Source organism: Microbacterium sp. LWO13-1.2 (genome assembly GCF_038397725.1).
Lineage (GTDB): Bacteria > Actinomycetota > Actinomycetes > Actinomycetales > Microbacteriaceae > Microbacterium.
In genome coordinates this window covers 1,326,550-1,347,157 of sequence record NZ_CP151634.1, presented here as the reverse complement: position 1 = coordinate 1,347,157, position 20,608 = coordinate 1,326,550, and the positions used below count along the sequence as shown (strand labels likewise).

The window sequence follows — 20,608 nt, the reverse complement described above, 5'->3', positions numbered from 1 at the left end:
ATCACCCGTTCGGGTGATCTCCATCGGCGTAGCGGCGGCACCACTCGTACATGATCACGGCCGCCGCAGCGCTCGCGTTGATCGAGCGGGTGGAACCGTACTGGGTGATCTCGATGTGCCCGGATGCCGCGGCGAGCGCCTCTTCGGACAACCCCGGCCCCTCCTGCCCGAACAGCAGCACGCAGCTCTGCGGCAGGTCCGCGCGATCGACGGGCACGGCGCCGTCGACGTTGTCGACGGCGATGACCGGAAGACCCTCGGCGGCCGCCCACGCGGCGAACGTCGCGATGTCCTCGTGGTGCACGACGTGCTGATAGCGGTCGGTGACCATCGCGCCGCGCTTGTTCCAGCGACGGCGGCCGATGATGTGCACGGTGTCGGCGAGGAACGCGTTCGCACTGCGCACGATCGAGCCGATGTTCATGTCGTGCTGCCAGTTCTCGATCGCGACGTGGAACGGATGCCGCTTCGTGTCGAGGTCGGCGACGATCGCCTCCATCCGCCAGTACCGATACCGGTCGATGACGTTGCGGGTGTCGCCGTTGGCGAGCATCTCCGGGTCGTACTGCTCGCCGTCCGGCCATTCCGAAGGTCCGCCGGGCCAGGGGCCGACGCCGTGGGTGGTGCGCTCGGGCGTCTGCTCATCCATCCCGCCAGGCTATCCGGCAGAAGCGCGGCGCCAGGTCAGTCGACGATCACGAAGAGCGTGCTCGACCAGATCACGAACCAGATCGCGCCGATCGCGATGAGCGGCAGGAGGGACATGAGCCTTCTCCCCGACCCGCCCTGACGCAGCGCGAACGCGGTGACGATGAGGCAGATCGCGGATCCGATCAGCGCGGCGACAGTCACCGGCCAGCCGGTCTGCGTCTCGACCCCGCTCCTCCACTCGCAGTGGCGTCCTGCGGGCATCGCCGTGATCTCTGCGCTGCTGACTTCACGGTCGTGCGTATCGCTGCTGTCGCGGCAAGAGTCCACGACATCCGCACCGGCATCCCCGGCCTGCGAGATCGCGGCCGTCGCCACCGGGAACACGCACAGCACCGCCAGCAGCAGGAGCACCCACCAGGTCGTACTCGCTCGCTTCACCGGCATGTCGGCCTCCCCCTCGTGCGGTCACCTCTCTTGTAGCATGCGAACCTGCTGAGCGGGTGCTCCGGCTGGGCTGATCCGGGCGTGACAGGCGATTAGGCTCGACATCATGTCTGCAGAAACCGCACGCCGCTCCGTCCGGATCCTCACGTGGGCCGGGCTCGCGACCGGCGTGATCGGTGGTCTGCTCATCGCGTTCCCGAAGGCGCTGGCCTTCGGGGGCCCCTGGGTGCAACTCGCCCTCGGCATCGCGACGCTGATCCTCGCGTTCCGCGCGCGCAAGGCGGGCATCGCCGAGGTCCCGGACTTCGACGGCCGCCTGTCGCTCCTCGCCGCCCTCCTCGGCTTCGCCGTGGTGTTCTTCGCAGGTCAGGTCGCCTTCGGCATCCTGATGTCCGCCGGCTCCTGAGACGCAGGCCCCAATCGTGGAATCCCCCGCAGCGGACGACTACCTGAAGACGGTGTACGCGCACACCGAATGGCAGGATGCGCCGATCACCCCGTCGGTCCTGGCCGCGAAACTCGGCATCGCACCGTCGAGCGTCACCGAGATGGTGAAGAAGCTCGCCGCCGCAGGGCTCGTCTCGCATGTGCCGTACGGGGCGGTGCGGTTGACGGATGCCGGAACCCGGCGCGCCCTCGCGATGCTGCGGCGGCACCGACTCATCGAGACCTGGCTGGTGCGCGAGTTCGGCTACGCCTGGGACGAGGTGCATGACGAGGCCGAGGTGCTCGAGCACACCATCAGCGACCGGTTGCTGGAAGGCATCGACACGCGTCTGGGCCGCCCGCGGTTCGACCCGCACGGGGATGCGATCCCGGATGCCGACGGCAACGTCGAACGCGAGCCGTTCGTGCTGCTCGCCGATGCCGCGCCGGGGCACAGCGGCCGCGTGCTCCGTGTCGACGATCGCGACCCCGCGCTGCTGCGCGCGCTGGAAGCGGCAGGAGTCACCGTCGGTGCCGAGATCGAGGTCGTGGCCGGCGGCATCGCTGTCGAAGGCAACGAGATCGACGTCGACGGCGCCGCGCGCTCGGTCTGGCTCAGCACCTGAGTCACGATCGGACTCCTCTCGCCACGGCGAGGTCGATTTCGCATCTGCACAGCGAGATTCCGGCGCACTTCTGACCCCGCAGCGCGGTCGACGTGCACAATCGACCACTCGACGCACGCCCGTAACCCGCGCGCTCTAGGCTGTGCGCATGGCACAACGTGATGACATCGAATGCTGGCTCACCGACATGGACGGCGTGCTCGTCCATGAGAACGTCGCCATTCCCGGCGCATCCGAGCTCCTCGCCGGCTGGGAGAGCGCGGGCATCCCCTACCTCGTGCTCACCAACAACTCGATCTTCACCGCGCGCGACCTCTCGGCCCGCCTCCGCACGAGCGGCCTGCACGTGCCGGAGGATCGCATCTGGACCTCCGCGCTGGCCACGGCCGACTTCCTGCACTCCCAGCTGCCTGGCGGATCCGCCTTCGTGATCGGCGAGGCCGGCATCCTCACGGCCCTGCACGACGCCGGATACATCATGACCGAGACCGATCCCGACTTCGTCGTGGTCGGCGAGACACGCAACTACTCGTTCGAGGCGATCACCAAGGCGATCCGCCTGATCCTCGGCGGCGCGCGGTTCATCGTCACGAACCCCGACGCCACCGGCCCGAGCGCCGACGGACCCCTTCCGGCTACCGGGGCGATCGCCGCCCTCATCACGAAGGCGACCGGCAAGGAGCCGTACGTCGTCGGCAAGCCGAACCCGATGATGTTCCGCTCGGCGCTGAACAAGATCGGCGCGCACTCGAAGCGCACCGGCATGATCGGCGACCGCATGGACACCGACGTCGTCGCCGGCATCGAGGCGGGCCTGCACACCGTGCTCGTCCTCACCGGCATCAGCGACGACGCCGAGATCCAGAAGTACCCGTTCCGCCCGGACGAGATCGTGCAGTCGGTTGCCGACCTGCTTCCGCGCATCACCGAGACGATCACGACCGTCAAGACGAAGAAGTGACGCATGGGTGTTCTTGACGAAGGCGAAAGGGTCAGGGCCGCGGATGCCGACACCTGGCGCTCCTGGCTCGACGAGAACCACGCGCGCGCTGCCGGAGTGTGGCTGCTGAGCGTGCGAGGCAACAGCGCGGTCGGCGTCGGTTACGAGGACGCGGTGCGTCAGGCGCTGTGCTTCGGATGGATCGACGGCCCTGTCCGCACCTTCGACGACGAGACCGTCGGGCAGTGGTTCTCCCCGCGCCGCGCGTCGAGCGGCTGGGCGGCGACGAACAAGGCGCGGCTCGCGGAGCTGGAGTCCGCGGGGTTGCTCGCGCCGGCCGGCATCCGGGCGATCGAGGTCGCGAAGGCGAACGGCGCCTGGGAGGTGCTCGACGGACCTGAGGCAGGCATCGAACCGGCCGAGTTCGCCGCCGCGCTCGATGCCGTCCCCGCCGCCCGTGCCGCGTGGGACGCGTTCCCGAAATCGGTGAAGAAGCTCGGTCTCACGCTCATCGCGACGGCGAAGCGCCCCGAGACCCGGAGCAGCCGCATCGCGAAGATCGTGGCGGATGCCGCAGAGGGGAAGCGACCGTGACCGAACGCGACGTCTTCTTCATCGTGATGATCGCCATCAGCGCATCGGCGCTTTCGGTGTTCATCGTGCAGCTCGTGCGTTCGCGCCGCCGCCGCGACGACGACGACGGCCGATCCGGCAACTGGTGGGAAGGCCCCTGGGACGACGACAAGCGCTGAGTCCGTGGGCCGGAGGAAAGACTCCCCCGACCCACGAATTGTTCATGCGTATCCGACGATCTCAGCCCCGACCCCGGGGGATGACGGTCACCTGCACCGTCACCTCGGTGCCGTCGGCCCGGACCACGGCAAGCGTGTACTCGCCCGGCGCGGTGTTACCCGTCACCGGTATCGTGCGACTGAAGGTGCCGTCCTCGTCGGCCGTCGCGGATTTGGCCTTGCTCCGGTCGGAACGCAACTCGATCGTCACCTTCTCGGACGGATCGAAGCCGGTGCCGGAGACCGTGATGACGCCGCCCGCACGAACCGACTCCGCGCTGACCTCGACGGCCGGCGCGGGTACCTTCCACATCGTCGGCACCAGTGGGGTGACCGTGATGCTCTCGATCGTCGCCTCGCCGCCTTCGGACCACGCCGAGATCGTGTCCGCGCCCGCCTCAGGGAACACCTGATCGGTGATCGTCAGTTGCCCGTTCTTCGTGAACAGCTCGACCGACGCACGATCGAGGTAGAGCTCGAGGGTGATCGTGCCGTCCTCCTCGAGCGCGAGGGGGGCATCCTCGACAGACAGGAACGACGGATGGAAACCGACGTTGCCGGAGTTGGTCCGGTCGAGGAAGACGCGCTTGAGCTCGCTGTCGTAGCCGATCCTGGTCCCGGTCGAACCGTTCGAGAAGACGGTGATGCCGGCCTTCGTCGCATCGCCGGGGAGTAGCACGACGTCGACCTTCGCGACATCACCCGACAATCCCAGCGTGGTCTCGCCGTTCACCGCGACATCGGTGAGCGACTCTGACGCCGCGGTGTCGAGCTGGCCGTCGATCTGCGCGACGACCTCCTGCTTCAGTCGAGGGCCGTCCGGCGTACTGACGAGCGTGACCTCACGAGGCAGCGACATCGAGCTGCGCCACGGCGACGTGGGAATGTCGTTGGCGTAGTCCCAGTTGTTCATCCACCCCTGCATGATCTTCGAACCCGACGGGGTTCCGAAGTACGAGACTGCGGCGTAGTAGTCACGACCCCAGTCGAGCCAGTCGTATCCTTCCAGCGCCGTTGTGGCCGGAGCATCCGAGAACATCACCTGGTCGAACAGTACGTGCCCCCATCCAGCGCGGTTGTTGTCGACGACGCGGATCGTCGCCTCCTGTCCGTGGAACTCGTCGACGTTCCATGACGTCCAGTCGAGGTTCTCGCTGTTCGATCCGGTGGCCGTACGCACCACCTGCCCGTCGACCATGAGGTTCACACTGGTCTCGTCGGAGCGCACCTGCGCCGGCTCGTCGCCGACCACGACGTGATCGAAGGTGAGATGGCCCCACCCGCCGGTCGCCTCGTCGCGGATCTGAATCCGCGCCTGCTGGCCGTCGTATGCAGAGACATCCCAGGACGCCCAGTCCAGCGCCCCGTCGTTGCGCCCGCTCTGCGTCTGGACCACCTGACCGTCGACGACGAGCTCGGCCTGAAGGGTGCCATCGTCTCGTCGCCCTCCGCCGATCAGGAACGAGACGTAGTCGCCGTCGATGGTGAACTCCGGCGAGGTCAACGTGCCGACGTTGTCGTCACCGTTCGGTCCGCCCTCCCAGGTGTTTACCCGCTTGGCGCCGAGGTAGTAGTCGCCGCCGCTCGTCGACGGATTCCGTCCGGGATCCGTGGCGAAGTCGCCGGTGATCTCCCAACCGGCGCCGGCGAGCGTTTCGCCGTCCGGGAGCTCGAAATCGAAGACCGTCCGGCCCGCGGGAGGGTTGTTCTCCAGCTGACCACCGGGGACGTGTGGATGCTTTCCGCCGCCGACGAGGAAGTTGATGTACTCGTCATCGATCGTGAACGCCGGTGACTCGAGCTGGCCGATGGCCCAGTCGCGGTCGAGGAAGCTGTTCACCAGACCCGACCCGACGAAGCCGGTCACCGGGCTCTGCCCCTCGAGCGCACCCGCAGCCGGTACAGTGCCCCACGGCCCGCCCGCCCAGTTCCCCGGCTCGTTGGACACCGTCCACCCCTCGTAGTCGCCGTCGTCGAACCCCGCGAAGGTGGTGCCTGCCGGCGGTGCGGCCTGCCCGTCGGTGGACTCCGAGGTGAAGGCCACCCCGTCGAACTCGCCGACGAAATACTGCCCGCCGCTACCGCCGTTGACGGCGCCCGGGTTGAGGTTGACGACCATGACCCATTTGGTGTTGCCGGGGTCGCCGTCGACAGGGAGCTCGAAGAGGTCTGGACATTCCCAGATGCCGCCGGTCGAATTGGCCGGGCCGAAGTCGGAGAGGTGCTCCCAGGACTTGAGGTCGGTGCTCTTGTACAGGACCACCTTGTGGTCTGTCGCCTCGACCGCGGTCATCACCCAGTACGCACCGGCGGGCCCGTCGTACCAGAACACCTTCGGGTCGCGGAAGTTGCCCGAGTCGCGATTGAGGACCGGGTTTCCGTCGTGCTTCACCCAGGTCTGGCCTTCGTCAAGGCTGTAGGCGAGCGACTGCGCCTGGATTCCCGGATGCTCGGGATGCTGCGGTGTGTACGCGGAGGTGTAGATCGCCACGAGCGGGCTGGAGCCGTCAGGACCGAATCCGGCCGTGTTGTTCTCGTCGACCACGATGGAGCCGGAGAAGATGTCCTCGATCGACTGACCGGCGTCGTTGAAGGTCTGCGGAATCGCCAGCGGCTGCTCCTCCCAGTGCAGCAGATCGGTCGATGTCGCATGACCCCAGCTCATGTTCCCCCAGGTGTTCCCTGCGGGATTGTGCTGGAAGAACAGATGGTATTTGCCGCCCGCATAGACCATGCCGTTCGGGTCGTTCATCCAGTTCTTCTCCGGCGTGAAGTGCGCCAACGGACGATACTGCTCGTCGCCGGGCGTCACCTCGACAGCCATCGCCGGGATCGTGCAGCTCAGCATCAGCGCTGCGCTGATCGCACCGCCGAGGATGATCTGGGCCGGCCGGCGGGATCTGATCGGTCGTGTGCGGATTGCTTCGGGCACCATGCGCGCTCCTTTGTGCGGTCCTACCGCGTCGTCGGGGAGGATTCGAAGATTGACATCGATGTCAACCGTCACCGCGAGAGCATATGCGCTCTCCGCACGAAAGCGCAACCGTGTCAGTTCACACGGGCGTCAGGGCAGCGATCGCCCGCGGGGCGCGATCTCGCCGGTGCCGCGCGGGATGAGGGCGGTCGGCACTCGCATCCGGATCGGGGCGCTGCCGTCACCCTCGAGGCGAGCGAAGATCCGCTCCGCCGCGAGCATCCCGATCCGGTTCGGATCCTGGGCGACGACGGTGACCCCCGGCTCGACGAGGTCGGCGAGCGGAAGATCGTCGAACCCGACGAGGGCGACCGATTGCGAGAGCCCGGCGCCCCGAAGCGCATGGAGCGCGCCGATGGTGATGATGTTCTGCGCACTGAAGACCGCCGTGGGCGGGTCCGGCTGCGCAAGCAGTACGGCGAGCGCCGTCGCTGCCGCCTCGGCATCCGCCAGCTCGGTGACGATGATGTCCTCGGCGACGGGGATTCCGGCTGCGGCGAGCGCGTCGAGGTAACCGTCGCGGCGCTGGCTCGCGGTGACGAGTTCCAGGCGATCCGCGAGCAGCGCGATGCGCCGGTGCCCGTGCGCGATGAGGTGCGCCGTGCCGATCTCCGCGCCCTCCCGGTTGGCGCTGGCGACGGTGTCGAGGTCGGATTCCTCCGGCTCGCGGTCCACGTACACGACCGGCACCCCGCGATCACGGATCAACCCCAGGTACTCGGGGTGACTGACCGCCGTCGTCAGGATCAGTCCGTCGACGCGGCGCTGCAGGAATGTCCGCACGGCATCCGATTCCCGCCGGGCATCGTCATCCATGCTCGCGGCGAAGACCGCGACACCGCGTTCGGCCGCGGCATCCTCGACGGTCCGATGGATGACACCGGCGAACGGGTTGTCCACGCTGCCGACGAGCAGTCCGAGAGTGCGGGTGCGACCGTCGGCGCGGCGCAGGCTGCCTGCCTGCAGATCGACCTGGTAGTCGAGTTCCCGCACGGCATCCCACACGCGCTCGGCCATCGCCGGCGTGACGTTCGGCTCGTTGTTGATCACCCGGGAGACGGTCTTCACTCCCGCGCCCGCCAGCGCGGCTACGTCTTTCATCGTGGCTCGGCCACGCGGCGGGATGGGCGCCGACATCGATGTCACGGTTAGATCTCATTCCTCGAAAGTCACCTTGACTCTAGTTCAACCTTCGACTAGAACTACCTTTGACATCGTTGTCAACCAGGCGACGACCGCCGAGAGGAATTCAATGAAGAACATCACCCGACGCAGCCGCGTTCTTCTGGCTGCCGTTTCCACCTCCGCAGCGCTCGCGCTCACGCTGACCGGCTGCGCGGGCGGCACCAACGCCGGATCCGGCGACCAGCCCGCCGGCGACACGATCGGCGTCTCGCTGATCGTGAAGACCAACTCCAACCCGTTCTTCATCGCGATGCAGGACGGCGCCAAGGCCGCTGCTGAGAAGGACGGCGTCACGCTGACCCTCGCCGCCGGCAAAGAGGACGGCGACGAGGACACCCAGATCCAGGCCATCGAGGCGGCGATCTCCAAGGGCGACAAGGGCATCCTGATCACCCCGAACGGCCCCGCCGTGCTCGACGCGATCGAGAAGGCCCGCGACGCCGGCATCTTCGTCATCGCACTGGACACCGTGCCAGACCCCGCCGATGCCGTCGACATCACCTATGCGACCGACAACTACCTCGCCGGCCAGTACATCGGCCAGTGGACCGCCCAGAAGCTCGACGGCGCCGAAGCCGTCATCGGGCTCATCGACCTGTTCGACGACAAGGCCGTCAGCGTCGACTACAACCGCGACCAGGGCTTCCTCGACGGTCTCGGCATCGAGCTCGGTGACGATGAGGTCAACGGCGACGAGAAGCCGAGCGGCTCGTACTCCGGAGGCAAGGGGGGCGAATACACGATCGTCGGCAGCGAGGCGTCTCAGGGCGCCGAGGACGGCGGACGCACCGCGATGGAGAACCTCCTCGCCAAGAACGCCGACATCAACGTCGTCTACACGATCAACGAGCCGGCAGCATACGGCGCCTACCAGGCGCTCGAGGCCGCGGGCAAGACCAAGGACGACGTGATCATCGTCTCGATCGACGGCGGTTGCGCCGGCGTCGGCCAGGTCGAAGAAGGCATCATCGACGCCACCAGCCAGCAGTATCCGGTCGCGATGGCCGAGCTCGGTGTGAAGGCGATCGTCGAGCTGGTCAAGGACGACAAGAAGCCCGAGGTCTCTGAGGGGCTCGACTTCTTCAACACCGGCGTCAAGCTCGTCACCGACCAGCCGGTCGATGGCGTCGAATCGATCGACACCGCCGAAGCCTCCAGCATCTGCTGGGGCGGCAAGTAAGCACCTGACCTGCGGATGCCGCGGCTGAGCGATCTCGCCCGGCCGCGGCATCCCCGGACCTACTGACGGAAGTGAAACCGTGACGCAACCAGCTACATCAACCTTGGATCTCGCCGCCGAGTTCCTCGATCGGCGTACGCCGGTCGACCGACTTCGCGGGGTCCTCCACCGCTACCCCGCCATCAGCCCCGCCGTCGTTCTGGTGATCGCCGTCATCGTCTTCGGCGTGATCAACCCGCGCTTCTTCGCCGCGGCGAACCTCTCTCTCGTGCTCGACCAGGTCTCGGTCGTCGGCACGGTCGCGATCGCCCAGACGCTGATCATCCTCACAGCGGGAATCGACCTCTCGGTCGGCGCGCTGATGATCGGCACGTCGATGGTGATGGCGCAGACGGCCGCGAACAACGGCCTCCCTGCTCCCGTCGCCCTCTTCCTCGGTCTCGTCGCGGCACTCGCCGCCGGCGCGCTCAACGGCCTGCTCGTCACCCGGGTGAAGCTCCCGCCGTTCATCGCGACGCTCGGAACCTTCAACGTCTTCATCGCTCTGACCCTGCTGTACAGCGGCGGTCAGACGATCCGCAAGACCGATATGCCCGAACTGATGACCTGGACGGCCACCGCTCTTCCGCTCGGCGATGTGCGCCTCACGGTCGGCGTCATCATCATGCTCGTGCTGTACGCGATCGTCGCCTACATCCTGGGCCGCACCGCATGGGGTCGCCACGTCTACGCCGTCGGGGACGACGAAGACGCGGCCCGCCTCGCCGGCATCTCGACCAAGAAGGTGCTCCTGAGCGTCTACATCGCCGCCGGGGCCATCCTCGCGGTCGCCGCCTGGATCCAGATCGGGCGCTCGGGCGCTGCCAGCCCCAACGCGGGTGCCGATCTGAACCTCGACTCGATCACCGCCGTCGTCATCGGCGGCACCTCGCTCTTCGGCGGCCGCGGAATCATCTGGGGCACGCTGCTCGGCGCGATCATCGTCGGAGTCTTCCGCAACGGCCTCTTCCTCGCCGGGGTGGACGGTCTGTACCAGACCCTCGCCATCGGCATCCTCGTCATCGTCGCGGTCGCCATCGACCAGTGGATCAGAAAGGTAAGAAAGTGACCCAGACGGCTCAGGAATCAGCCTCGGCTCCGGCCCGCACCGGCGTCCCGGTGCTCGAGGCCAAACGCCTCGTGAAGACGTTCGGCCGCGTCGTCGGCCTCGACGGCGTGAGCCTCCAGCTGCACGCCGGCGAAGTGCTCGCCGTCATCGGCGACAACGGCGCGGGCAAGTCGACACTCATCAAGTGCCTCACCGGCGCCTACATCCCCGACGAGGGGCAGCTTCTCCTCGACGGTCAGGAAGTGCATTTCAAGGGTCCGCAGGACGCGCGAAACGCCGGCATCGAGACGGTGTACCAGAACCTCGCCGTCTCTCCGGCGCTCGACGTCGCCTCGAACCTGTTCCTCGGGCGCGAGCGTCGCAAGCCCGGCATCCTCGGCTCGGTGTTCCGCGCCCTGGACACCTCGGGGATGCGGAAGGAAGCGCGCGAACAGGTGCTGAAGCTCGGCATCTCCACCCTGCAGGACGTCACCGTCTCGGTGGAGAACCTGTCCGGTGGTCAGCGCCAGGCCGTCGCGGTGGCGCGAGCCGCAGCGTTCGGCTCGAAGGTCGTCGTCCTCGACGAGCCCACGGCGGCGCTCGGTGTGCGCGAGTCCAACCAGGTCCTCGAACTGATCGAGAACCTGCGCGGAAACGGCGTGCCCGTCATCCTCATCTCGCACAACATGCCGCACGTGTTCCAGGTCGCCGACCGGATCCACGTGCAGCGTCTGGGCAAGCGTGCAGCCACCATCACGCCGCAGTCGCACAACATGACCGATGCGGTGGCGATCATGACGGGAGCGGCGCAGGCGTGAGTTCCGATCGGGTGGTGCTGTACGCGGAGTTCACCGCGGTTCCGGGCTCGGCGGACGCCGTCGAGGCGCTGATCCAGGGGTACGCGCAGATCGTTCGCTCAGAACCCGGGAACGTCGTGTTCGACGCCTACCGCCGGGTCGAGGCACCGGAACGGTTCTTCGTGTTCGAGGTGTACCGCGACCGCGCCGCCTTCGACGATCACCTCGGCGGGGAGGCGGGACGGGCGTTCAACGCGACGCTCACGCCGATGATCGTCGAACCGCAGAGCGCGCTGTCGTTCCTGACGCCGAGCGCAGGGTCGTGAGCCGCGCGCGCGTGCTCGTCATCGGTGAGGCTCTCGTCGACATCGTCCACCGCTCGGGTGGGCGGGTCGATGAGGCTCCCGGCGGCAGCCCGGCCAACGTCGCCCTCGCGCTGGGCAGGCTCGGCGATTCTCCGCGGCTGCTGACGCAGCTCGGCGACGACGCGCACGGTCGGCGGATCCGGGAGTGGCTGGACGGCTCTGATGTCGAGATCATCGCGGCACCGGCTCCGCGTACCGCCACGGCGACCGCCCACCTCGACGAGAACGGTTCCGCCCGCTACGACTTCGACATCACCTGGACCCTGGGCGGGCGCGCTGCCGAAGTGCCGGCGGACGACACCTCGATCGTGCACACCGGTTCGATCGCGGCGCTGCTCGATCCGGGGGCGGATGCTGTGCGCAGCATCCTCACCACCCTGCGCGCGACGGCGCTGATCACGTACGATCCCAACGTCCGTCCGGCCCTGCTCTCCGACCAGGACGGCGCGCGGCGCGACGTGGAATCCTTCGTCGCGCTCGCCGATCTCGTCAAGGCCAGCGACGAGGATCTTGCCTGGCTGTACCCCGGCGCCGATCCGCTCGATGTCGCGCGTGCGTGGCTGGAGACCGGACCAGCGGTGGTCGTGGTGACCATCGGCGCCGGCGGCGCATTCGCCGTCTCTCGCGACGGCGTCTCCCGCGTTCGCGGGCACCGCGTCGACGTCGTCGACACCGTCGGCGCCGGCGACACGTTCATGAGCGCCCTGATCCACGGCCTCATCGAGACCGGCTTCTCCGGAGTCACCACGCGCGATCGTCTCCGCGGTATCGATACGGATGCCGTCACCGGCCTTCTCGCGCTGGGAGCGCGCGCCGCGGCGATCACCGTCTCGCGGCCGGGTGCCGACCCGCCCCGTCTGGCCGAACTGCTCGCGGCGCCGCTCTCGCACTGAGCGGCGCCGCGCACCACCCTGGTTCAGGTCAGGGTGAGACTCGTCACTTCCGCGACCGGCTCCGGCATCCGCAGCGGGCCCGCGCCGGGGGTGATCGTTCCGAGGATCCGCGGTTCCCGGGCTCCGGTTCCACCCGGGACCACCGCTGGCACACCATGGAGCGTGCACCAGCCGATCAGGGCGAAGAGGATCGCCTCTTTGCTGTCTGCGGATGCTCCGAGCTCGTCGGCGAGGACGACGGCCACGTCGGGGAGGGCCGCACGCAGTCCCTCCATGATCAGCGGGTTGTGGCAGCCGCCGCCGGAGACGGCGAGGAACCCGATGCCGGCGGCCCGTACATCCTGCGCCACGGTGCGCACCGTCAGCTCGGTGAGGGTGCGCACGAGATCGGCGACGGGAATCTCCCGTCCCACGAGGTTCTCGCGCACGTAGCCGAGATGGAAGTGCTCTTTGCCGGTGCTCTTGGGGGCGGCGAGCGCGTAGTACGGGTCGGCCAGGAGCCGGGCGAGCAGCGCCTCGTCGACGGCACCCTCGCGCGCGATCCGCGCGTCATCGTCGTAGCCGACGTCGTTCAGCCCCTCCGCGACGACCACCGCATCGACGAGAGCATTGGCCGGGCCGACGTCATAGGCCGAGACACCTTCGGGGCCGACGACGGTGATGTTGGCGATGCCGCCGAGATTGAGCGCCGCCGAGACTCCCGCGCGTCCGCGCAGGAGCAGTTCGTCGAGGAACGACACCAGCGGTGCGCCGTGCCCGCCGACGGTGATGTCGCGAATGCGCACGTCGGAGATCACCGGAGCGCCGACGCGTTCGGCGATCCACGCCGGCTGGCCGATCTGCAGTGTGCCGCGCGCGTGGCCCCCGTCGACCCAGTGGTAGACGGTCTGGCCGTGGGTGCAGACTGCATCGACTCCGCCGACGGATGCCGCGGCGTCAGCGGCGACCTCGGCGAAGGCCTGGCCGATCAGGGTGTCCAGCTCGCAGACCTCGGCCAGCGTGGTGGGCGCCGGTGGGAGCGCGGCGACGAGACGCGCCCGCAGCTCGGGGGCGTACGGGACGCTGTCCTCGTGCAGCACGGTTCCGCGCAGTGCGCCGTCGCGCTCTTCGAAATCGACGACGGTCACGTCGATCCCATCGTGCGAGGTGCCGGAGAGCAGGCCGAGGATGCGCATCCGGCTACCGCAGCACCAACGCCGCGGCGCCGATGAGCGGCCCCTCGTCACCGAGGCCGGAGCGCACGACGCGTGTCCGGCGTGAGTAGTCGTGGGCCGCGCTGGCGGTCAGTGCCCGCTGCACGAGTTCGATGTAGTCATCAGATACTCGCGAGAAGCCTCCGCCGATCGCGACGACATCGAGGTCGACGAGGGTGGCGGCATCCGCCAGCGCCTCACCGACGGCCTTCGCCGAGCGCTCGATCGCGGCGCGCGCGACGGTGTCGCCGGCGGCCGCATCCCTGGCGAGGTCTTCCCCTGTCTCGCCGGTCCACCCCTGCTGGCGCGCCCAGGCCGCGCTCGCGGGACCCGAAGCGATCTGCTCGAGAGTCAACCCGCCTTCGCGGCGCACCTGCCCGAGATGACCCGCGTTGCCGGATGCTCCAGGAATGTAGGCACCGTCGACGACGAAGCCTCCGCCGACGCCGGTGGACACGACGATCGACAGCGACGCGCGCGCCTCGGTCGTCGCACCGAGCCAGGATTCGGCGAGCGCGAGTGCGCCGCCGTCATGTCCGAACACGACCGGGATCGCACGTCCGAGCACCGTGGATGCGGCATCCCGCACCGCGCCGACCAGGCCGTAGCCGTCGGCCAAAGGCATGTTCACCGGGAGGATCCGGCCATTGTCCCGATCGATCGGGCCGGCACTGCCGACGCCAGCGCCGACCAGTTCGGCATCGTCCGGCAGCTGCGCCAGCGCATGCCCGATGATCGCGGCCACCGCGGCGTCGAGCGTCTCGACTGTCGCCTCGCGACCCGTCGGCTGCCGACTGCGGCTGCCCGGCACGAGCGTGCCGTCGTCGGCGACGAGCGCGGCTTCCATCTTGGTGCCGCCGACGTCGACAGCGAGCGCGAAGCGCGTCACTGCGGGTCGAGCCCGAGGTCGTCGAGGTCGAAGGCGGCGCGCCACTCCAGGCCTTCGGCCTCGATCGCGGCCTGCGCGCCGGTCTTGCGGTCGACGATCACCGCGACGGCGATGACTTCGGCTCCTTCGCGACGCAGCACTTCGACGGCCTTGAGCGCAGACTGGCCGGTGGTGGAGGTGTCCTCCAGCACGACGACGCGCTTGCCCGCGATGTCGGCGCCCTCGATCTGGCGTCCGCGGCCGTGATCCTTCGGCTCCTTGCGTACGACGAAGGCGTCGAGCGGGCGCTCGGTCTCGACGGATGCGTGCATCACCGAGTTCGCGATCGGGTCGGCGCCGAGCGTCAGACCTCCGACGGCGGCGATGTCGAGGTCGCCGACGAGCTCGAGCATGATGCGGCCGATGGCCGGGGCGGCTCGATGGTCGAGCGTGAGCTTGCGCATGTCGACGTAGTAGGTCGCCTGCTTGCCACTGGAGAGGGTGAAGTCGCCGTGGAACACCGCCTCCGCCTTGATGAGGTCGAGGAGGGACTGGCGGTCTGCGTCGAGTGCGGTCACGGCATCCAGTGTAGAAGGCGAGGCGAGCGGATGCTGCCGGCATCACTGCCAGGGGTCGAGGGCGTGCTTCCCGGTGGTGCGGCCCGCCTCCAATTGCCGCAGCACGGCGGGGCCGTCGGCAAGGGGATGGATCTCGGGTGTTCCTCGCGGGTAAACCCCCTGCGCGATGAGCGCATCGATCTCGACGAGGAGTGACTCGTAGACAGCAGGCGCCGCAGCGGCCAACGCGCCGATGTGCAGACCTTTGATCTGCACCGGGTGCTCGAAGACGAGTTCATGGGTCGAGACGACCGCGTCTCCGGAGGCGGCACCGAAAACGACGATCCGGCCGGTGAAAGGCTTCGCGACCGCGAGACTCGTGGGGAACGTCGCCTGACCGACCGATTCCAGCACGATGTCGACGCCGCCGGTCAATCGAAGGATCTCGTCGGCGAGATCAGGGCGCGCGCTGTCGAGAACCACATCTGCGCCCAGCGCTGAGACCACATCGTGCTTGGCGGGAGAAGCGGTGGCAACCACACGGGCCCCGTAGTGTTGGGCGATTCGAACGGCGGCTTGTCCCACGCCGCCGGCCGCCGCCAGCACGAGAACCACGTCTCCGGATGCGACCTCGCCCAGGGTCTTCAGCGCCGCCAGTGCCGTCGCCCAGTTGAGTCCCAGGCCGAGCGTTTCGGCATCACTCCACCCCGAGGGCACCGGCACCACGCCTGCGGCCGGCATCGTCATGTACTGCGCGAATGCCCCGGGCCCGGTACCGACGACGTGGGTGCCGAGCGAGAGCGGATCGACGATGCCCGCTCCGACTCCCACGATCTCCCCCGCCGCCTCGAAGCCTGCCGCGTAGGGCGCCTCCGGGCCGTTCGCGTAGGTTCCGCGCGTCTGCATGACATCCGCGAAGTTGACTCCGGCCGCGCCGACACGAACCAGGTAGTCACCTGCCCCTGCAATCGGGAGACGCCGGTTGCTCGTGAGCTGCAGGTCGCCGGGCCCCTCACGCGTCCCCTGAACCAGCGCACGCATCGTGGCCGCACCGGTCACACTCTGCTCTCCGATCTCCATATGGGAAACCTATTAGCCGCGAGGAGCGGGGCGGGCCGAATGACAGCGATTGGTCGGCGGGCTCCTCCGGGCGCGGCATCCGCATGTCGGCCCTCGGCCGTAGGCTGGACGCATGCGCTTGGCCACCTGGAACGTCAACTCCATCCGCACCCGTGTCACCCGCACCGTCGAATTCGCCGTGCGCGAAGACATCGACGTGCTGGCGATGCAGGAGATCAAGTGCAAGCCGGAGCAGTTCCCGTACGCGCAGTTCGAAGAGGCCGGGTACCACGTCGAGGTGCACGGCCTGAATCAGTGGAACGGCGTCGCCATCGCGAGCCGCCTCCCGATCACCGATGTGCAGACCGCGTTCGCCGGAATGCCCGGTTTCGCGAAGGGGCATGAGGGCCCAGACGCTCCGCTCGAGGCCCGCGCGCTCGGTGTGATGGTCGACGGCGTGCGGGTGTGGAGCCTGTACGTGCCGAACGGCCGCTCTCTGGACGACCCGCATTACGCCTACAAGCTGCACTGGCTCGAGGCGCTTCGCACCTCGACGGCGGCCGAGCTCTCGGCGAACCCCGAGCTGCCCTTGGCGCTGGTCGGCGACTTCAACATCATCCCCTTCCCGCACGACAACGGCGATCCCGACATCGTCGAAGGCGTGTCCACGCACGTGTCACCGCTCGAGCGCGATGCGTTCTTCGCGCTCGCAGACGCGGGCGTCTCCGACGTCGTGCGCCCCCTCCTCCCCGAGGGCTTCACCTACTGGGACTACCAGCGGCTGAAGTTCCCACGCAACGAGGGCATCCGGATCGACTTCATCCTCGGTTCGCGGACGCTGGCGGATGCCGTCACCGGCGCATCCATCCACCGCAACGAGCGCAAGGGCGAACAGCCCAGTGATCATGTGCCCGTCGTCGCCGACCTCTCGTTCGGATCCGCGGAAGACGACGACGATCTGCCGATGATCTTCTCGTGAGCCGCTGCCTGTGACTGTGCGGCTGATCGCCACCGATCTCGACGGGACTCTCCTCGACTCGGCATCCACGGTCACGCCCCGCACGCGTAATGCTCTCGATGCCGCGCGGTCTCGCGGCATCCATGTGATTCCGGTCACCGCCCGGCAGCCGATCGGCCTGCGCGCGATCGCCGCCGACGCCGGCTTCGAGGGTTGGGCCCTGTGCGGCAACGGCGCCTACGGAGTGCACCTGACGAGCGGGCGGATGCTGTTCGCCGAGGAGCTGCCTCCCGAGACGATCCGCACGCTGGCCGAAGCGCTGCGCGCCAGCATCCCCGGGCTCCTCTTCGCGAGCGTGCGCGAAGGCGGCGAGACGTTCGTCGCCCAGCACGGTTACGCCGAGATCGCCCAGCTGACCGACCACAAGCGCGATCCGCGCACGATGGGCGGCGTGCCGCTCGACCAGGTATTGGCCGCTCCCAGCCTGAAGCTGGTCATCCGCCATCCCGAGCTGGCGCCGTCGGCGCTCTTCGACAAGCTGCGCTCTCTCGGCCTGGTCGGCTTCGAGGCCACCCTGTCGGGTGCGCCGTTCGTCGAAGTGATGGCCGAGGGCGTCACCAAGGCCACGGGGCTCGCGCGCCTGTGCGAGCATCTCGGGATCTCACGCGCGGATGTCGTCGCCTTCGGAGACGCGCTCAATGACGTCGAGATGCTGCGCTGGGCAGGTCACGGCGTCGCGATGGCCGGTGCCGATCTGGTCGTACAGGATGCCGCCGACGAGATCGCGGCATCGAACGACGACGACGGGCTCGCCCGAGTCGTGGAACGGCTGCTGGGCTGACCCCGCTCGATGGGCAATTCTGCCCATCGCCCCTTCCCCGTCGCGCGCATACACTGACGACGCAGAACTACACCCATGCACTCCGGGGAGGAACATATGGGCAGCGGAGACGACGGCGTCAAGATCAGCCAGGAGGAACTGGCAGCCACGCTCATCACGTTGGCTCAGACGATGGATCTGTTCGCGAACTTCGAGACCAAATTCTCGAACATGGCGTTCAACGTGCCGTACTGGAGCAACCTCGGCCCGATCGATGACACGAGCGGCAACCTCGATCAGACCCTCGAGGCCCTCACAGACACCACCAAGGACCTGGCCGAGACCATCGCCCTCGATCTCGGCGCGTTCTTCAACAAGGTCGATCACGTACGAGACTCATGGGCCGAACTCGATGCCGCGCTCGCCCAGCTCGAGGGGAACGACTGACGTATGAGTGAGTACGGCATCGTCAAGAACGGCACGCGCGTCGTCTCCGTGCCCGACTATCGTCCGACCGAGACCGAGGCGGGCTCTCCCGTTCCCGACAACGACAGGAACGTCGGCGGCACATTCAACCTCGATGATGCGACGTACTTGGCGAAGAAGGCCGGCGAGATCGTCGTCATCGGCACTCAGCTGCAGACAGCCGTCGTCACGCTGAAGAGGATCAGCGAAGCGACGGAGCTGGGAGACGGCGACTCCCTCGACGATCTTCGCAAGTACGCCGGACAATTCTCCGAGCAGTTCACACCGCTCAGCGACAATCTGATCTCGATCGGTTCCGCCCTTCTCATCTACGCCTACGGACTCGAATGGATGATCCCGCAGTGCGTTCGCCTCTCCGAGCGCATGCCGGAGCTGTGGCCACCGATCTGGCAAGCCAACGAAGAACGCGAGACGGTCAAGGAGAAGAACGACGGCCAGTACGGCCCGTTCGATCCTGAATCCGAACAGGGCAAGGAGATCTACGCCGCTCAAGCAGCTCTCGACAAGGCTGTGGCGAACTGGGACGCGAAGGGCGAGCGGATCGACACGCTCTGGTCCTCATGGATCGACCTCCACCAGGTGGCCAACAATGCGGTCAGCACGGGCCTCGACGATCTCAAGTGGGATGACGTCATCAACGAGACGTCCGACAAGATCTACTCGGTGGCCAAATGGATCGCCAAGTACGCGGGAATCGTCTCGCTCGTGCCGGTGCCCGGCGTCCAAGAGGTCTTCGGCGGCATCGCGCTGACGGCGGGTGGCGTCGCGCTCTACATCTCCATCGACCAGGCCATCGACGGCACAGGGACGTGGGGCGACGTCGTCACTGACGGCATCGACGTCATCCCGGTCACCGACATCGTGCTGCTGAAGGACATCGCGAAGATCCCCGGGGTGGCCGAGCAGCTGGTCAAAGCCGGCGGCAGGGGCCTCGACGTCGATGATGCCGCGTTGCGGGCGCTGGTGGACAGGTGGAAGCGCCAGTACGGACAGAAGGTCCTCGATGAGGGCTTCTCCGACGAGAGGATCAAGGACTCACTGAAGGCGTTCCTCGAAGAGCAGGTGAAGAGCACCGTCGGCTCGACGGTGCCGGATCACGCTCCCCCGTCCGGCGGCAGGGTCGACTCTCCCCCGGCCAGTGACGCCGAGGTCCTGCGTCGCAAAGCGGAGCGCATCGCCCAGGAGCAGGGCAAGGGCTGATCGTGCCGAAGCGCGCCCTGCTGTTCGATCCGCCCAGCGGGGTCATCGTCGTGCCGAGAGCGGATGCTGAGCTCAACGATGCGGCAGCGCAGCTCCCCGGCGATGCTCCCGGGGCCGAGCGCATCCGCGTGCTGACCTCGATGGCGCGAAGCGCCGCCGACACGGATGCGACCGTCGTGCTCGTCTGGCCGGAGGGCGTCGAACCGTTCGGACTGTGGATCCAGCTCACGGCGATCTCGAACATCCGGCTCGCCCGTGAGTTCGTGCTCAGCGGTGCGGACGGCTGGGTCGGAGCTCTGCGCGCGGAGCTCATCGGCGAGGGCCTCGAATGGTTCTCCTCTGCATCCGATGAGGACTCGGACCCGAGGTGGTCGGCAGTCTTCGCCGACGACGACCTCTTCGTCAACCTGACCCTGAGCGCACCGTCGTTCTCCGATCTCGTGATGCGACGCGCGTTCGTCGAGAGCATGGTGCTCCCCTCGCTGTTGTTCGCGGAGGGCTCTGAGCTCTGGCGCTCCGACCCCGCACTCGCCTCCGATGTGGTCGTGGCGAAGGAAAGCTGGCCGCAGTTGGCTGGCGCCGAGGCCACGGCATGACCGCTTCACTGCGCCAGCAGCTCACGAGCGTCGAGCCGAGCTACGAGATGCCCCTTCACGACGGTTGGGAGCGGATGACCGCAGACGACTCGCGACTGGCTGAACGATGGCCGAAGGGCGTGGGCTCGCTGCGCGTTGACTCGATCGTGGCGATCATGATGCCGGTGAACCGCGAGTCGCCCCTCGCCTTCCCGATCATCGAACGGCATGTCCGCGGTGAGAGGTTCGGCACGCTCGACGCGCTGGTCGACGAGCGCATCACTGCCGGCGCCGAGGCGACCCTCGGTGATACAGCGATCCTGCGACACCGCACGCTCGAGGCGAGCGCTGGCACCGAGGGCTATGTCGTGCGTTACCTGCTCGCGACTCCCGGTTCCGGGCGCCGACGCGGCGTGGAGTTCCTCGTCGCGTTCCCGAAGCTCCCGGACGAGAGGCTTCAGCCGCTCGAGACGTTGTACGACGGCATCATCGCCTCCGGCTCGTGGCGCATGCCCGGCGCGCAGTGACCGCGG

General features: G+C 67.9%; 24 protein-coding genes. 16 read left to right on the top strand and 8 right to left on the bottom strand.

Annotated elements, in window-relative coordinates; translation table 11 throughout:
* Position 1: 1 nt before the first annotated feature.
* The gene (locus tag MRBLWO13_RS06465; RefSeq protein WP_341977152.1) at positions 2-649 is read right to left on the bottom strand and encodes a TrmH family RNA methyltransferase; all 648 of its coding nucleotides are present in this window, start codon (positions 647-649) and stop codon (positions 2-4) included.
* A 35-nt stretch (positions 650-684) separates the two neighbouring features.
* Positions 685-1,095, bottom strand: a complete 411-nt coding sequence (locus MRBLWO13_RS06460) for a hypothetical protein (RefSeq protein WP_341977150.1) — start codon at positions 1,093-1,095, stop codon at positions 685-687.
* A 106-nt stretch (positions 1,096-1,201) separates the two neighbouring features.
* On the opposite strand from MRBLWO13_RS06460, the gene MRBLWO13_RS06455 reads away from it, so the two are divergent.
* From MRBLWO13_RS06455 to MRBLWO13_RS06435, 5 genes are all read left to right on the top strand, one after another.
* A complete protein-coding gene (locus MRBLWO13_RS06455; protein WP_341977148.1) occupies positions 1,202-1,501 on the top strand; it encodes a hypothetical protein in 300 nt (99 codons plus the stop codon).
* 16 nt (positions 1,502-1,517) lie between these two features.
* Complete coding sequence (locus MRBLWO13_RS06450; RefSeq protein WP_341977147.1) at positions 1,518-2,147, top strand: metal-dependent transcriptional regulator; 630 nt, start codon at positions 1,518-1,520, stop codon at positions 2,145-2,147.
* 148 nt (positions 2,148-2,295) lie between these two features.
* On the top strand, positions 2,296-3,108 hold the full coding sequence (locus MRBLWO13_RS06445) for an HAD-IIA family hydrolase (RefSeq protein ID WP_341977145.1): 813 nt from the start codon (positions 2,296-2,298) through the stop codon (positions 3,106-3,108).
* Positions 3,109-3,111: 3 nt separating this feature from the next.
* The gene (locus MRBLWO13_RS06440; RefSeq protein ID WP_341977143.1) at positions 3,112-3,681 is read left to right on the top strand and encodes a YdeI/OmpD-associated family protein; all 570 of its coding nucleotides are present in this window, start codon (positions 3,112-3,114) and stop codon (positions 3,679-3,681) included.
* Complete coding sequence (locus MRBLWO13_RS06435; RefSeq protein ID WP_341977141.1) at positions 3,678-3,839, top strand: hypothetical protein; 162 nt, start codon at positions 3,678-3,680, stop codon at positions 3,837-3,839. The genes MRBLWO13_RS06440 and MRBLWO13_RS06435 overlap by 4 nt, the downstream gene beginning before the upstream one ends.
* A gap of 61 nt (positions 3,840-3,900) precedes the next feature.
* Here MRBLWO13_RS06435 and MRBLWO13_RS06430 read toward each other — a convergent pair whose 3' ends face one another.
* Positions 3,901-6,726, bottom strand: coding sequence for a GH32 C-terminal domain-containing protein (locus tag MRBLWO13_RS06430; RefSeq protein ID WP_341978303.1), 2,826 nt, complete (start codon positions 6,724-6,726; stop codon positions 3,901-3,903).
* A 216-nt stretch (positions 6,727-6,942) separates the two neighbouring features.
* Complete coding sequence (locus MRBLWO13_RS06425) at positions 6,943-7,953, bottom strand: LacI family DNA-binding transcriptional regulator (RefSeq protein ID WP_341977139.1); 1,011 nt, start codon at positions 7,951-7,953, stop codon at positions 6,943-6,945.
* 151 nt (positions 7,954-8,104) lie between these two features.
* Between MRBLWO13_RS06425 and MRBLWO13_RS06420 the strand changes: the two genes are divergently transcribed.
* The 5 genes from MRBLWO13_RS06420 (at position 8,105) to MRBLWO13_RS06400 (ending at position 12,359) form a co-directional block, all read left to right on the top strand.
* A complete protein-coding gene (locus MRBLWO13_RS06420) occupies positions 8,105-9,217 on the top strand; it encodes a substrate-binding domain-containing protein (protein WP_341977137.1) in 1,113 nt (370 codons plus the stop codon).
* Between the two features lie 79 nt (positions 9,218-9,296).
* The gene (locus tag MRBLWO13_RS06415) at positions 9,297-10,325 is read left to right on the top strand and encodes an ABC transporter permease (RefSeq protein ID WP_245861205.1); all 1,029 of its coding nucleotides are present in this window, start codon (positions 9,297-9,299) and stop codon (positions 10,323-10,325) included.
* Positions 10,322-11,122 carry an ATP-binding cassette domain-containing protein gene (locus MRBLWO13_RS06410; protein ID WP_341977131.1) on the top strand — a complete coding sequence of 267 codons (801 nt, stop codon included), beginning with the start codon at positions 10,322-10,324 and terminating at the stop codon, positions 11,120-11,122. Before MRBLWO13_RS06415 ends, MRBLWO13_RS06410 begins: the two co-directional genes overlap by 4 nt.
* The gene (locus MRBLWO13_RS06405; protein ID WP_341977129.1) at positions 11,119-11,427 is read left to right on the top strand and encodes a putative quinol monooxygenase; all 309 of its coding nucleotides are present in this window, start codon (positions 11,119-11,121) and stop codon (positions 11,425-11,427) included. Before MRBLWO13_RS06410 ends, MRBLWO13_RS06405 begins: the two co-directional genes overlap by 4 nt.
* Positions 11,424-12,359: a carbohydrate kinase gene (locus tag MRBLWO13_RS06400; protein ID WP_341977127.1), complete on the top strand. Its 936-nt coding sequence runs from the start codon at positions 11,424-11,426 to the stop codon at positions 12,357-12,359. Before MRBLWO13_RS06405 ends, MRBLWO13_RS06400 begins: the two co-directional genes overlap by 4 nt.
* Before the next feature lie 23 nt (positions 12,360-12,382).
* Here the strand turns inward: MRBLWO13_RS06400 and MRBLWO13_RS06395 are convergent, their stop codons facing one another.
* From MRBLWO13_RS06395 to MRBLWO13_RS06380, 4 genes are read right to left on the bottom strand one after another with little or no spacing between them, the layout of a single operon-like run.
* Positions 12,383-13,534, bottom strand: a complete 1,152-nt coding sequence (locus MRBLWO13_RS06395) for an anhydro-N-acetylmuramic acid kinase (RefSeq protein ID WP_341977126.1) — start codon at positions 13,532-13,534, stop codon at positions 12,383-12,385.
* Between the two features lie 4 nt (positions 13,535-13,538).
* Positions 13,539-14,441: an ROK family protein gene (locus MRBLWO13_RS06390; RefSeq protein ID WP_341977124.1), complete on the bottom strand. Its 903-nt coding sequence runs from the start codon at positions 14,439-14,441 to the stop codon at positions 13,539-13,541.
* Positions 14,438-14,998 carry an orotate phosphoribosyltransferase gene (gene pyrE / locus MRBLWO13_RS06385; protein ID WP_341977122.1) on the bottom strand — a complete coding sequence of 187 codons (561 nt, stop codon included), beginning with the start codon at positions 14,996-14,998 and terminating at the stop codon, positions 14,438-14,440. The genes MRBLWO13_RS06390 and pyrE overlap by 4 nt, the downstream gene beginning before the upstream one ends.
* A 42-nt stretch (positions 14,999-15,040) precedes the next feature.
* Positions 15,041-16,057 (bottom strand): zinc-binding dehydrogenase, encoded by a 1,017-nt coding sequence (locus MRBLWO13_RS06380; protein WP_341977120.1) that lies wholly within the window; start codon positions 16,055-16,057, stop codon positions 15,041-15,043.
* A gap of 112 nt (positions 16,058-16,169) precedes the next feature.
* Here MRBLWO13_RS06380 and MRBLWO13_RS06375 point away from each other — a divergent pair, with 112 nt between their 5' ends.
* The 6 genes from MRBLWO13_RS06375 (at position 16,170) to MRBLWO13_RS06350 (ending at position 20,602) form a co-directional block, all read left to right on the top strand.
* Positions 16,170-17,015, top strand: coding sequence for an exodeoxyribonuclease III (locus MRBLWO13_RS06375; protein ID WP_341977118.1), 846 nt, complete (start codon positions 16,170-16,172; stop codon positions 17,013-17,015).
* A 10-nt stretch (positions 17,016-17,025) separates the two neighbouring features.
* Positions 17,026-17,835: an HAD family hydrolase gene (locus tag MRBLWO13_RS06370; RefSeq protein WP_341977116.1), complete on the top strand. Its 810-nt coding sequence runs from the start codon at positions 17,026-17,028 to the stop codon at positions 17,833-17,835.
* Positions 17,836-17,931: 96 nt separating this feature from the next.
* Positions 17,932-18,261 (top strand): hypothetical protein, encoded by a 330-nt coding sequence (locus MRBLWO13_RS06365; protein ID WP_341977114.1) that lies wholly within the window; start codon positions 17,932-17,934, stop codon positions 18,259-18,261.
* A 3-nt stretch (positions 18,262-18,264) separates the two neighbouring features.
* Positions 18,265-19,500, top strand: coding sequence for a hypothetical protein (locus MRBLWO13_RS06360; protein ID WP_341977112.1), 1,236 nt, complete (start codon positions 18,265-18,267; stop codon positions 19,498-19,500).
* A 2-nt stretch (positions 19,501-19,502) separates the two neighbouring features.
* Positions 19,503-20,096, top strand: coding sequence for a hypothetical protein (locus MRBLWO13_RS06355; RefSeq protein WP_341977110.1), 594 nt, complete (start codon positions 19,503-19,505; stop codon positions 20,094-20,096).
* Entirely contained in the window at positions 20,093-20,602 is a 510-nt protein-coding gene (locus MRBLWO13_RS06350; RefSeq protein ID WP_341977108.1) for a hypothetical protein, read from the top strand. Before MRBLWO13_RS06355 ends, MRBLWO13_RS06350 begins: the two co-directional genes overlap by 4 nt.
* Positions 20,603-20,608 lie beyond the last annotated feature (6 nt).